Here is a 12643-nt window from a genome sequence, read left to right as displayed (position 1 = left end):
TCCACAATATAAGTAGGAGATGAAATAATGAAAAAATTATTAATATATGGTTTATGTATGTTTTCTTTTGTTTTATTATTAACAGGTTGTCAAAATAATAACCGAAGTGAAGATGATTTAACAGATTTACAAAATAATGTTGATGATCAATTAGGTGATCATTTTACTTATTCACGTGATGAATTAAAAGATGCATTAAATTATATTCATCATCATTTGGATGATATTAAAGATGAAGAGGTTGCTAAAAAGATATATGAAAAAGCATATTATATTGAAGCTGTTTCAAAAAAAAGTAATCAAAAAATTGATAATGAAGTAACACAGTATGCAATTAAAGCTAAAGATTATGCTAAAAATGTCTACTTAGCTAATGATAATGATCGCGATAATATAATTGAAAAAGGTAAAGATGATTTAGTAGATTTAAAAGATAAATTTGAAACAGGTATGGATTCATTCATTGATCAATTTTCACAATTTTTCAAAAAATAAATGATTAAGCTTTTTGCTTAATCATTTTTTAATAAGTGATAGGTGATAGTAGAAAAGATAATAACTGCTTTTTTTAAGATGGATTCATCAAAATCGTAGGCATCATTGTGAGGAGTCTCTGTTACCTTACAAGCAAATTGCATGTATGTTGCTTGACCGCCATGGCTTTGTACTCTGCTAGTCATATATGAAAAATCATCACTTCCATCAAGCGCACCACAATCCTTTTTAGCAATCTTAATTTGTGGTTGATATGTAGAAATAATTTGGCGAATTTTATTCATAAATGGTTGATCACAATCGATGGTAAAAGCTTTTCCAACTTCTTTGATTTCAACATAAGTATCATGCATTAAAGCAGCGCCTTGAATAACATCACGAGCATAAACTTCCATGTATTGATTGAGTTGTGAAGTAGCACCACGAACTTCTATTTCTAATTTTGCTATTTCAGGAACGACATTTCTACTTGTACCAGCTTGGACAGTTCCTACATTTATTCGAGTACAACCATCACTGTTTCTAGGAATTGCGTGTAAATTTAAAATACATGAAGCAGCCGATAAAAGGGCATTTTTACCAAACTGTGGCATACCCGATGCATGAGCAGAAACACCATGATAAAATACATCCAGTTTTGTTGTTGCGAATGTTTCATCCATACCAAGGTATAAATCACTATCGTCCCCAGGATTTTGTGGCCAAATATGACCAGCATATAAATAGTCTATATCATCTAAAATACCACTTAAGGCTACTGATTTAGCACCCCTTACTGATTCTTCAGCGGGTTGGAATATCAATTTGATTGTTCCATGCATTGATTCTTTAATTTGCATTAAAATTTTTGCTACGGTTAAGCCAATTGAAACATGTCCATCATGGCCACAAGCATGCATTGCGCCAAGATTACATGATCCAAATCCTAACTGAGTAGGAATGTGCTCTTCATTTTTCGATTCTAAAATGCCGAGTGCATCCATATCAAAGCGAATTCCTACAGTTGGTCCCTTGCCATTTTTTAAAATACCAACAACAGCTGTGTAACCATCTTTGACTTTTTCTAAATAGTATTTATCAGCTCCTTGTAATAAGGCTCTTTTGTAACTTAAATCTAATATTGATTTTGGTGGTAAATTCATACGGGCATCAGCTTTCATAACCTCTTTTCCAACAAGAACTTGATAACCTAAATTATCTAATCTTCTTGCAATTAATGATGCTGTACGGTATTCTAACCATCCTCTTTCAGCATAACGGTGAAGACTTCTTCGTATAGCTATTGTTTCGTCCTCTAATATATTTGCAAGTTCCTCTATTTTTTTGTCCATACTCTATGCTCCTTTTTTTGATATTTCTTTTTAAAATGTATAAATAATAAATCGTATATGTATCGGTTAAAATCAAAAAACATATGTGATGTTGTAATAATGAAAATAAGTACAATTGCATTAAAAAAATCAATGTTCCCTAAAGAAAGAAATTTTTGACCAATAATAAGAATAATAAAATAACATATTTGAAGTACATAAATTACAACTTTACGATAAAGTGTCATAGGTGAATAGATATCTTTTAGGCCACAATAGTAACACCATCCAGTAATTAAAACACATATAGTTGATAGTGTTTGACTATTAAAACCAATTATTTGTCCAATATTCATAATGATAATTGAGCTTATAGCAATTAAAATACCATAAGGGAAAGCATTTTTAAAAACGTGGTACATAAATCTACTTTGCACCCGATTAAAATTAGCTTCATAAGTTAAAAAGAATGTTGGTATACCTACACAGCAAGCACCTAATACTGATAACTGAATAGGTAAAAAAGGGTAGATGCTACCAAATAAAATGGTACCAATTGCTAAAATAACTGAAAAGGTTGTCTTGATTAAAAACATAGATGACGAGGCAGTAATATTATTAATAACACGGCGACCTTCATTGACAATATCAGGAATTGCTTCAAATTGATTATCTAATAAAACAATATTAGCACAATTTTTTGCTGCTTCACTTCCTGAAGCCATAGCAATTGCACAATCAGCAACTTTAAAAGCTAAAATATCATTAACGCCATCACCTGTCATTGCTACAGTATGACCATGATGTTGTAAAGCTAAAACAATCTGCTTTTTTTGTTCTGGACTAACGCGACCAAAAATATTATATTTTTCTACTAGATTTATTATATCACAGTCATTTTCTATGGATGAGGCATCAATGTAATGTTGATAACCATCTAATCCTGCTTTTCTAGCAATGTTTGACACTGTTACTGGATCATCGCCAGAAATAATTTTAATATTTGTGCCTTGGTTTTTGAAATATTGCAATGTAGTAGGGGCACTTTGACGAACAATATCAGTTAGTGTAATCATTCCAATAGGTTCAAGTTGTTCTAACAGTTGATCATCTTGGATGATTTTGTTGTGATGGGCAAGAATAATAATTCGTAATCCATGATGGCTATACTCATTGTATTTTTTTTCTATATATTCATGTCCATTAGGAAATAAAAATTGATAGGCACCGATATAATAAGTTCCTTTGTTTTCAAATGAAACAGCACTATATTTTCTTTTAGATGAAAAAGGGACAATGTGTACGGGATGGTAGTTATGTTCTTGTTTGAAATATTCTTGTAAAGCAACAGCTGTACTGTTTTTATCTTCAAAACAATAATTCATATTAGCAATAATTTCCCTTATAGGTTGATTATTAAAAGATTCAATATTTTCTACAGTTAATTGTCCTTTTGTTAAAGTACCAGTTTTATCCAAACAAACAGTATCTACTCTCGCAAGTGTTTCAATACTATATAAATCACGAACAAGAGTTTGTTTTTTTGCAAGACGGAGAATGCTAAGGGTTAAGGCAACACTTGTTAGTAAGACAAGACCTTCGGGAATCATACCAAGTAAAGCAGCTACGGTTGAAAGAATTGCATTTTGCAAAGAAATACGACTTAATAAAAATTGTTTTAAGAATAATAAGATTCCAATAGGAATGATGATAATACTAATAATTTTTAAAATATGATCTAATGATTGATAAAGTTGAGATGATTTTTGTTGGTACTGTTTTGCTTCATCAATGATTTTATTAATATAACTTTCATCTCCTACACGAATTACATGACAAATTGCCTTACCTGAAGTAACATAACTACCGGATAAAAGAGTGTCTCCGTTTTGCTTAAAAATAGCATCTGCTTCTCCTGTTAGTAAAGATTCATTGACTTCAATATGTCCGTCTATCATTGTACAATCGACAGGAATCTGTTTGCCTGTTGTAAGTATGATATCATCGTCTAAAACAATATTCTCTATATCAATAAGTTCAATCTTATTATCTCGAATGACTTCGATTGTCTGTTTTTCTAAAAGTGATAGTTGATCAAGTATACGCTTAGCTTTAATTTCTTGATAAATTCCTGCGGCTGTGTTGATGATAATAATAAAAATAAATAAAATATTTTTATAAGATCCAACGAGTAAAACACATAAAAATAAAATGATATTAATGAGATTAAAGAAAGTAAGAATATTTTGACAAAAAATTTCTTTGTATGTTTTTGTAATTGATTGATTTATTTTATTAGTCTGCTTTAAATCAATACGTTGTTTAACTTCTTGAGATGACAAACCGTGATAATTAAAATTATTTATTTTCATAAAAGCTTCTCCTATAAATATATTTTAATCAATTTGCATATATTTGACAATTAATCAGATACATATTTCTTTTTATATTTAAAAAGAGTATAATATGTAAGTCGCTACATATTTATAAAATTATATTATGATTTTAGAAGTATCTAAAAGAACGAAAGTAAAAGCAAAAGAAATCTTTGATTTAAAAGGAATTGTTACTGTAAAAGATATTCCGGATTTAGACTGTGACGATATTTGTTTTTTTCTTACACAGTTATTTCAAATGAATAAAGGGGAAACAGTAGGATCTAAAAATATGATGAATCGATTATCACAATGGATTCATGTAATTTATAATCATGATCAATATACTATCAAAGATGTTCAATCGTATGTAAAAAAACTTAAGTTCTAATAAAAACAAATGGAAACATTTGTTTTTATTTTGAATTTAAAGATTGTATACAATCTTTAAATAATGTGTTATAATAATCATACGTAAATAATTTTGGGGGTGACATGATGAGTGATACTATAGATTGTTTTTTTGAAAAGGGGAAACAAATAAATAATATAGAAAACAGTCTTTATTCCTTATACAATGTTAAAAATGGTTTAAGAAATGAAGATGGAACAGGTGTTTTAGTTGGATTAACTAAAATTGCCGATGTAGTAGGTTATAAAAGAGTTGATGGAAAAAAGGTTGATACAGAAGGACGATTATATTATAGGGGGATTCGTGTTTCTGAATTAATTAATGGACATAATCCTGATGATCGTTATCTTTTTGAAGAAGTTAGTTTTTTAATTTTATTTGGATATCTACCAAATAAAGATGAATTAGATGCTTTTAAAAAAGAATTATCTAAACGTTACGCTTTACCTGAATACTTTTTAGAAAGTAAAATTTTAGGTTTTCCAACCAAAAATATGATGAATAAATTACAACAGGAAGTTTTAATGCTTTATTCATATGATGATGATCCAGATAACATTTCAGTAGAAGCAACTTTAGATAAAGGTTTAGATCTCATTGCTAAAATACCTTCTATTGTTTGTTATGCATATCGTAGTAAGGTTCATTATTTTGATAAAAAGAGTTTGTTTATTCACCAAATTCGTTCTGACTATTCAATAGCTGAAAATATACTATGTCTTTTAAGGGATGATCAAAAGTTTACTAAAAAAGAAGTTGAAGTTTTGGATATGTGCTTAGTTTTACATGCTGATCATGGTGGAGGTAATAACTCGACTTTTACAAACGTCGTTATTAGTTCAACAGGGACTGACATTTACTCTAGTTTTGCCGGGGCGATTGGATCGTTAAAAGGACCTAGACATGGTGGTGCTAATCTTGCAGTAAAAAAACAAATGGATTTAGTAATCAAAGAAATTGGCTTAGATGCAAGTGATCAGGAAATTGAATCTTTAGTTAAACGTATATTAGATAAAGATTTTAATGATAATTCTGGTTTGATTTATGGAATAGGGCATGCAGTTTACACAATTAGTGATCCTCGTTGTGAGATTCTTCGTGCTAAATGTAAAGAACTTGCTATAGAAAAAAACAGGTATAAAGAATATGAATTCTTTAACCGATTTGAAAAAAAAGCTATTCAAGAAATTGAATCACGTAAAGGAATACACGTTTGTGCTAACATAGATTTTTATAGTGGACTTATCTATGATATGTTAAATATTCCTCGTGAACTCTATACACTCATGTTTGTCATTGGGCGTTCGGTTGGATGGTTAGCCCACAACATAGAAAATAAACTTTATTCTGGTCGTATTGTAAGACCGGCTGCTAAATATGTTGGTGAAACAAGAGATTATATAAAAATGGAAGATCGTAAATAAGTAATAAAGCGTTTAGAATTATCTATCTAAACGCTTTGTTTTTATCTAAAAAAAGAACGTTACAGATTATTTCTGTAACGTTAATAATTTATTCTTTAATAACTTTAATCCAACCTTTAGGAGCTTCAATTGTTCCCATTTGAATACCTGTTAATGTTTCATAAAGTTTTTTAGTGATTGGTCCCATTTCTTCCATTCCACTTGGGAAGCAGATTTCTTTTCCATGATCATTAATTTTTCCGACTGGAGAAATAACTGCTGCAGTACCACAAAGACCACATTCAGCGAAATCTTTTACTTCATCAAAGTAAACTTCTCTTTCTTCAACTTCTAATCCTAAATATTCTTTAGCTACGTACATTAATGAACGTCTAGTAATTGAAGGAAGAATACTATTTGATTTAGGAGTAACAACTTTATTATCTTTAGTAACGAAAATGAAGTTTGCTCCACCAGTTTCTTCAACTTTAGTTCTAGTAGCTGCATCTAAATACATATTTTCATCAAATCCTTGATTATGAGCATCAACGATAGCATGTAAACTCATAGCATAGTTTAAACCAGCTTTAATATGTCCTGTTCCGTGTGGAGCTGCTCTGTCAAAATCAGAAACTCTAATTGTAATAGGTTTAACTCCTCCTTTAAAATATGGTCCTACTGGAGTAACAAACACTCTAAATTGATATTCATTTGCAGGTTTAACTCCAATAACTGGGTCACTACCAAACATATATGGACGAATATATAAAGTTGCTCCTGAACCATAAGGTGGTACATAATCAATATTTGCTTTAACAACTTTTTCAATTGCTTCAACCCATTTATCTTCAGGATAAACTGGCATTTCCAATCTTTTACATGTATTTGCCATACGTTCTGCATTTAAGTCAGGACGGAAGCAAACAACTTTACCATCTTTTGTAGTATATGCTTTTAATCCTTCAAAACAAGTTTGTGCATATTGTAAAACACCAGCACATTCACTAATTACAACTTTGTCATCAGCAGTAATCACGCCCTCATCCCATGCTCCATCTTTATAATTTGCAACAAATCTTGCTTCTGTTGGTATATATCCAAAACCGATATTAGACCAATCAATATCTTTCTTTGACATTTTAAGTACTTCCTTTCTTGTTTTATCTTAAAGCAAATTTTACGCTTCATTAAGAAGAGTGTCAACAGAAAACAACATGAACTTTTATTTATTTTTTACTTTAAATTGTAAATTTTCTAAAATTTCTATTGTTTTTTCTTGTAAATCTAAATCATTGCTGGCTATCCCTTTTTTATCTATATAAATAGGCACTTCGGGAAGAGCACTTTTAACAATAATAGCATTAGAAAGAACACATATATTAGAAACAATACCAACAATTGTAATATCAAGATAACGAGTATCTTTTAAGATGTTTCCTAATTCTAATGAGCCAAAGGTATTTTTATAAATACATAGGTCATTTTTATTTTTTTCTTGAGCAACTTTTCCATATAGATTCCAACCATCCGTTTTTCTAATACAGTGAGCAATGGGTAGATTTTTTCCTTCTTGTGTGTTTAAGTAATTTGTTTCATGACTATCATAAGTGAAAATAACATCATCTTGATTTTGATGAAATTGTTTTATAAGAGAAGCAATATAGGAATCAATTTTTTTAGCATTTTCAAATCCTAGGCTACCGTTAACAAAATCATTTTGATAATCAACAACAATAAGTAATCTTTTCATAATTAAACCTCCTAGTTTATTTTATAAGATATAATCTTGCCATTCAATTGATTTATGATATGATAAATCAAGATTACATAAGGAGATGAAACAATGGAAGAAATTATTTTTTTGGGTACTGGAAATGCAACTGTAAAAGACTGTTATAACACTTGTTTTGCAATAAAAAACTTAAATGAATATGTTTTAGTTGATGCCGGAGGGGGTAACGGCATTTTAAAACAATTAGATTTAGCTAATATATCATTAAATCAAATTCATCATATGATTATTACACATTGTCATACGGATCACATCTTAGGAGCAATTTGGGTTTATCGTATGATAGCAACACAAATTTTACAAGGGACATATTCTGGTGATTTTTACATATACTGTCATGATGAAGCAGCGACTACGTTAAAAACAATTTTAGAGTTGACTTTAGTCAATAAGATGGTTGGTCTATTAGATAATCGTATTTTTATTAAAGAAGTCACACACTTACAAACATGTATAATCAATCACTTACCATTTACTTTTTTTGATATTCATTCAACTAAAATGAAACAGTTCGGTTTTTATATTTTAGAGGGAAATCAAAAATTAACATGTTTAGGCGATGAGCCATGTGATGAATCTTGTTTAGATTATGTAAAAGATTCAACTTGGCTTTTATGTGAAGCTTTTTGTTTATATGATCAAAGAGATATATTTAAACCATATGAAAAGCATCATTCAACGGCTAAAGATGCAAGTATTTTAGCTAACCAACAAAATGTAAAAAATCTTGTCTTATATCATACTGAAGAGAAAAACTTAAAAAATAGAAAAGAATTATATACGCAAGAAGCTAAACAATATTTTAAGGGAAATGTTTATGTTCCTAATGATTTAGATGTCATTACTATTTCATAAATTGATGCTTAATAAATGATAGATTGAGTGTTATACTATGGTGGTAGGAGGAAAGTCACTTAGTGATGATGTGTAAAGATGGATAAAAATTTAGAAACATTAATTAATTTAAAGCGTGAAAAAATGGAAAAAGCTTTTCGCGATAATAATATGGAATTGGTACAGTTAAATGATAAGGGAGAACTATTAGATTATTTGAATCAATATCTTAAAGATAACGTGAGTGTTGGTGTGGGAGGATCAATGACATTATTTGAAACAGGTGTTATTGATAAAATTAGAAAAAGTCCTGTTAAATTTTATGATCGTTATCAAGAAGGATTAACCGGTGAACAAATTCAAGATATTTTTAGACAGTCGTTATTGGCTGATTTATATATTACAAGTAGTAATGCTATTGATATGAATGGTTGTCTTTATAATATTGATGGTAATGGAAATAGAGTTGCTGCGATGATTTATGGACCTAAGAAGGTGCTTGTTATTGTTGGCAGAAATAAAATTTTTACAAATGAAGAAGCGGCAATTAATCATATTAGAAATGTAGCGGCGCCCACTAACGCTTTACGTTTAAATAAAAATACGCCTTGTACCAAGGCTGGTAAATGTTTAAATTGTCATTCTGCTGATCGTATTTGTAGTTCTTTTGTTAAACTATCTTATCAATCTGTAAAAAATAGAATACAAGTTATTGTTGTTAATGAAGATTTAGGTTATTAAAAGGAGAGAGTGTATGTATAAAAAAATTGATATAAATGAATTATCTTTTAACCCCTTTGATGAAATTTCTAATCATTGGGTTCTTATTAGTGCTAAAAATAATGATCAAGTCAATACAATGACTGCAAGTTGGGGTCAACTTGGACATTTATGGGGTAAAAATGTAGCTACAGTATTCATTAGACCTCAAAGATATACAAAAAAATTTGTAGATGCTCAAGACTACTTTACTGTTACGTTATTTGATGGTTATAAAAAAGAATTAGGTATTTTAGGGTCACGTTCTGGACGTGATGGAGATAAAATTTCAGATGTACATTTTGATATAGAAGAAATTGAAGGACAACCTACATTCAAACAAGGTAAAATGGTTTTTATATGTAAAAAAATGTATAGTGATTATCTTAAACCGGAACATTTTATTGATGATTCAATTGATCAAAGATGGTATCCTGAAAAAGATTATCATGAAATGTATATAGGTGAAATTATTGCTTGTTATAGAAATGATTAATTAATTTAATCGTTTCTTTTTTTTATTTATGGTCATACTTAAATTGGTGATATGATGAAATTATTAGAGTTTATAATTTTACCTATTCTTTCTTTAATTGTATTGTTTTTTTTAACAAAATTATTGGGGTATAGGCAAGTTAGTCAATTAAGTATGTATGATTATATAATTGGAATCACGATTGGTTCTATTGCATCAGAATTGATTATGAAAGACTTTGCTCATATTTTAAAACCTTTGATTGGTATGATTATATATGCTTTATTCCCTTATTTTTTATCCAAAATTACGTATCGATATCCTAAGATTCGTTATTTAGTTGAAGGAAGGCCGATTGTTTTATATGAAAATGATCAAATATATAATAATCAATTAAAGAAAGCAAAAATGGATTTAGATGAATTTTTGATGCAATGTCGGATTAATGGCTATTTCGATATATCTCAGATTAATCAGGTTGTACTCGAGACAAATGGAACACTTAGTTTTCTACCAAAAGAAGAATATCGTCCTTATCAACTAGGAGATAGCCAAAAAATAATCCAAGATAAAAAACTACCTGTTTTATTGGTTAAAGAAGGAAGTGTTCTAGTTGATCAATTAAAGAATATCGGGCGGGATAGAACTTGGTTAGATCAGTTATTGAAAGTCAAAAATATATCGTTACAACATATTTATCTCATGTATTATTTGGAAAACAGTCAAGAAATAATTTTTGAATTGTCTAATGAAGAAAAAGATTTTATATAAAAAACACCTCTTATATATTAACAAGAGGTGTTATTTGTTTTGAAGATCATAAATAATTTTTAATCCTTTAAATGTTAGATCTGGATCATAAGTATCTATAAGATCAGTTTCATGATATATCATACGACCTAGCCCGCCAGTAGAGACAACTTTTAATTCTTCACCATATTCTTTTTTGATTTGAGAGATAATCTTATCGGTTAAACCGATATAACCATAAACGACACCAGCTTGCATACTGTCAACAGTATTACGACCAATTATTGATGCAGGTTTTTTGATTTCGATTTCTGGTAATTTGGCAGCTTGGGAAGATAAAGCTTCAACACTGATGCCAAGTCCTGGGGCAGTAGCGCCACCTAAGAATTCTCCTTTTGATGAAATGATATCAAAAGTTGTAGCAGTACCAAAATCAATGACCAAGCATGCACAATGATGTAAATAGTATGCACCAGCAGCATCAACTAGACGATCAGCACCTAAAGCTTTTGGATTATCTATTTTGATTGAAATTCCTGTTTTAATTCCAGGACCTACAATAATGGGCTCTTTATGAAAATATTTACGAATTGAATTGGTAAAAGAATACATGATTTTAGGTACAACACTAGCAATAATCACATCTTTGATATCTTCGACTTTTGTATGATAAGCATTTAAGAAACTTAAAATCATAAAGCCATATTCGTCGGATGTACGCTGTAATTTAGTTGTTAAACGATAATTACCAACTAATTTATCATCATGATATAATCCCATAGTTATATTTGTATTTCCAATATCTACAACAACTAACATATTATTCTCCTTTGATTTTTCTTAATTTATCTATAATTAAATCTGCTAATTGAGATTTAGACATAAGATCTTTGTATTCAACAAAATTTTTGGTTATAAAGGCTACTTTATTCGTATCTCCTTTAAAACCAGCACCTTTTTCAAATAAATCATTGACAACAAGTAAATCACAATTCTTTTTAATAAATTTATTTTTAGCATTTTCGATTACATTTTCTGTTTCCATTGCAAACCCGCATAATGTTTGATGTGTTTTGATATTTCCAACATAATTAAGAATATCAAGATTTTTTTCTAATTCTATATTAAAGTTGTGATCTGCTTTTTTTATTTTTTGTGCTGCTTTTGTTTTAGGACGATAGTCACCAACGGCTGCAGCCATGATAATATAATCTTGGTATTCGACTAATTTTTTTGTTTCTTCAAACATTTCCATAGCACTGGTTATTTCAATAATATCTACACCATAAGGTTTTTTTAAGTGAGTAGGACCAGTAATTAATGTAACATGGGCACCAAGGTTACGAGCACTTTTTGCAAGTTCATATCCCATTTTGCCACTTGAATGATTGGTAATATAACGAACAGGATCAAGGGCTTCTTGAGTAGGGCCGGCTGTAATTAAAACATTTCTTAAATGTAATGATTGAGGATACATAGAACCTTCTATAAGATCTACAATGTCTTCGACATCAGCTAATTTTCCTCTTCCTACATCACCACAAGCTAATTTGCCATATGCCGGATCGATAAAACGAATCCCATAGGTTAAACATCTTTCGATGTTCCTTTGCGTTGCTAGATTATCGTACATATTAACATTCATTGCAGGAGCAATCAATTTAGGACATGTAGCAGCAAGAAATGCGCTTGTAAGAACATCATCACTAATGCCGTTGGCAATTTTTGCAATGATATTTGCTGTTGCAGGAACGATAACAAAGCAATCTGCATTTTTAACAATTTGGATGTGTTTAATTTGATAACCTGTTTCATCAAAATCGTCGATGAGTACAGGTTTATTAATTAAGGCGCCAAAAGTAAGAGGACTTACAAATTGAGTTGCATTTTTTGTCATAATGACTTCAATGTCGTATTGATTTTTTTTCTTGAGTAAACTAATAACTTCACATGCTTTATAAGCAGCGATACTACCAGTTACACCGATAATTATTTTTTTCATTTTTCATTCTCTTTCTTTTCTTATTTTAACGTTAAT

Annotated in this window: 12 protein-coding genes and 1 pseudogene; 7 read left to right on the top strand and 6 right to left on the bottom strand. The window is 29.7% G+C overall.

Annotation, left to right across the window (positions count from 1 at the left end; genetic code table 11):
• The first annotated feature begins 27 nt into the window (after nucleotides 1-27).
• Complete coding sequence (locus tag DWZ53_RS00945; RefSeq protein ID WP_118431091.1) at nucleotides 28-495, top strand: hypothetical protein; 468 nt, start codon at nucleotides 28-30, stop codon at nucleotides 493-495.
• A gap of 17 nt (nucleotides 496-512) precedes the next feature.
• Here DWZ53_RS00945 and DWZ53_RS00940 read toward each other — a convergent pair whose 3' ends face one another.
• Both DWZ53_RS00940 and DWZ53_RS00935 read right to left on the bottom strand, forming a co-directional pair.
• Entirely contained in the window at nucleotides 513-1826 is a 1314-nt protein-coding gene (locus DWZ53_RS00940) for an amidohydrolase (RefSeq protein WP_118431089.1), read from the bottom strand.
• Nucleotides 1811-4177, bottom strand: coding sequence for an HAD-IC family P-type ATPase (locus DWZ53_RS00935; RefSeq protein WP_118431087.1), 2367 nt, complete (start codon nucleotides 4175-4177; stop codon nucleotides 1811-1813). The genes DWZ53_RS00940 and DWZ53_RS00935 overlap by 16 nt, the downstream gene beginning before the upstream one ends.
• A 127-nt stretch (nucleotides 4178-4304) precedes the next feature.
• Between DWZ53_RS00935 and DWZ53_RS00930 the strand changes: the two genes are divergently transcribed.
• Nucleotides 4305-4571 carry a hypothetical protein gene (locus DWZ53_RS00930; protein ID WP_118431085.1) on the top strand — a complete coding sequence of 89 codons (267 nt, stop codon included), beginning with the start codon at nucleotides 4305-4307 and terminating at the stop codon, nucleotides 4569-4571.
• 107 nt (nucleotides 4572-4678) lie between these two features.
• Nucleotides 4679-6016, top strand: a complete 1338-nt coding sequence (locus tag DWZ53_RS00925) for a citrate synthase (protein WP_118431083.1) — start codon at nucleotides 4679-4681, stop codon at nucleotides 6014-6016.
• Nucleotides 6017-6104: 88 nt separating this feature from the next.
• Here the strand turns inward: DWZ53_RS00925 and DWZ53_RS00920 are convergent.
• A pseudogene (locus tag DWZ53_RS00920) lies at nucleotides 6105-7139 on the bottom strand (branched-chain amino acid aminotransferase); the annotation flags it as partial.
• Between the two features lie 78 nt (nucleotides 7140-7217).
• On the bottom strand, nucleotides 7218-7745 hold the full coding sequence (locus DWZ53_RS00915; protein ID WP_118431079.1) for a cysteine hydrolase family protein: 528 nt from the start codon (nucleotides 7743-7745) through the stop codon (nucleotides 7218-7220).
• Nucleotides 7746-7838: 93 nt separating this feature from the next.
• Between DWZ53_RS00915 and DWZ53_RS00910 the strand changes: the two genes are divergently transcribed.
• From DWZ53_RS00910 to DWZ53_RS00895, 4 genes are all read left to right on the top strand, one after another.
• Nucleotides 7839-8642, top strand: a complete 804-nt coding sequence (locus DWZ53_RS00910; RefSeq protein WP_118431077.1) for an MBL fold metallo-hydrolase — start codon at nucleotides 7839-7841, stop codon at nucleotides 8640-8642.
• Between the two features lie 78 nt (nucleotides 8643-8720).
• Nucleotides 8721-9362, top strand: coding sequence for a lactate utilization protein (locus tag DWZ53_RS00905; RefSeq protein ID WP_118431075.1), 642 nt, complete (start codon nucleotides 8721-8723; stop codon nucleotides 9360-9362).
• A 13-nt stretch (nucleotides 9363-9375) separates the two neighbouring features.
• A complete protein-coding gene (locus tag DWZ53_RS00900) occupies nucleotides 9376-9876 on the top strand; it encodes a flavin reductase family protein (protein ID WP_118431073.1) in 501 nt (166 codons plus the stop codon).
• 54 nt (nucleotides 9877-9930) lie between these two features.
• Complete coding sequence (locus tag DWZ53_RS00895) at nucleotides 9931-10626, top strand: DUF421 domain-containing protein (RefSeq protein ID WP_118431071.1); 696 nt, start codon at nucleotides 9931-9933, stop codon at nucleotides 10624-10626.
• Between the two features lie 30 nt (nucleotides 10627-10656).
• Here the strand turns inward: DWZ53_RS00895 and DWZ53_RS00890 are convergent, their stop codons facing one another.
• Both DWZ53_RS00890 and coaBC read right to left on the bottom strand, forming a co-directional pair.
• The gene (locus tag DWZ53_RS00890; protein ID WP_118431069.1) at nucleotides 10657-11424 is read right to left on the bottom strand and encodes a type III pantothenate kinase; all 768 of its coding nucleotides are present in this window, start codon (nucleotides 11422-11424) and stop codon (nucleotides 10657-10659) included.
• A gap of 1 nt (nucleotide 11425) precedes the next feature.
• Entirely contained in the window at nucleotides 11426-12607 is a 1182-nt protein-coding gene (coaBC, locus tag DWZ53_RS00885) for a bifunctional phosphopantothenoylcysteine decarboxylase/phosphopantothenate--cysteine ligase CoaBC (protein ID WP_118431067.1), read from the bottom strand.
• Between the last annotated feature and the right edge of the window lie 36 nt (nucleotides 12608-12643).

This window comes from Coprobacillus sp. AF33-1AC (genome assembly GCF_003475785.1).
GTDB lineage: Bacteria > Bacillota_I > Bacilli_A > Erysipelotrichales > Coprobacillaceae > Faecalibacillus.
This window is presented reverse-complemented; position numbering and strand designations above follow the sequence as displayed.

What these genes read in the sequence shown, in the direction of transcription:
- DWZ53_RS00915 (WP_118431079.1), bottom strand. Translation starts at nt 7,745, where the DNA reads ATGAAAAGATTACTTATTGTTGTTGATTATCAAAATGATTTTGTTAAC.
- DWZ53_RS00925 (WP_118431083.1), top strand. Translation starts at nt 4,679, where the DNA reads ATGAGTGATACTATAGATTGTTTTTTTGAAAAGGGGAAACAAATAAAT.
- coaBC (WP_118431067.1), bottom strand. Translation starts at nt 12,607, where the DNA reads ATGAAAAAAATAATTATCGGTGTAACTGGTAGTATCGCTGCTTATAAA.
- DWZ53_RS00930 (WP_118431085.1), top strand. Translation starts at nt 4,305, where the DNA reads ATGATTTTAGAAGTATCTAAAAGAACGAAAGTAAAAGCAAAAGAAATC.
- DWZ53_RS00890 (WP_118431069.1), bottom strand. Translation starts at nt 11,424, where the DNA reads ATGTTAGTTGTTGTAGATATTGGAAATACAAATATAACTATGGGATTA.
- DWZ53_RS00905 (WP_118431075.1), top strand. Translation starts at nt 8,721, where the DNA reads ATGGATAAAAATTTAGAAACATTAATTAATTTAAAGCGTGAAAAAATG.
- DWZ53_RS00940 (WP_118431089.1), bottom strand. Translation starts at nt 1,826, where the DNA reads ATGGACAAAAAAATAGAGGAACTTGCAAATATATTAGAGGACGAAACA.
- DWZ53_RS00945 (WP_118431091.1), top strand. Translation starts at nt 28, where the DNA reads ATGAAAAAATTATTAATATATGGTTTATGTATGTTTTCTTTTGTTTTA.
- DWZ53_RS00910 (WP_118431077.1), top strand. Translation starts at nt 7,839, where the DNA reads ATGGAAGAAATTATTTTTTTGGGTACTGGAAATGCAACTGTAAAAGAC.
- DWZ53_RS00900 (WP_118431073.1), top strand. Translation starts at nt 9,376, where the DNA reads ATGTATAAAAAAATTGATATAAATGAATTATCTTTTAACCCCTTTGAT.
- DWZ53_RS00895 (WP_118431071.1), top strand. Translation starts at nt 9,931, where the DNA reads ATGAAATTATTAGAGTTTATAATTTTACCTATTCTTTCTTTAATTGTA.
- DWZ53_RS00935 (WP_118431087.1), bottom strand. Translation starts at nt 4,177, where the DNA reads ATGAAAATAAATAATTTTAATTATCACGGTTTGTCATCTCAAGAAGTT.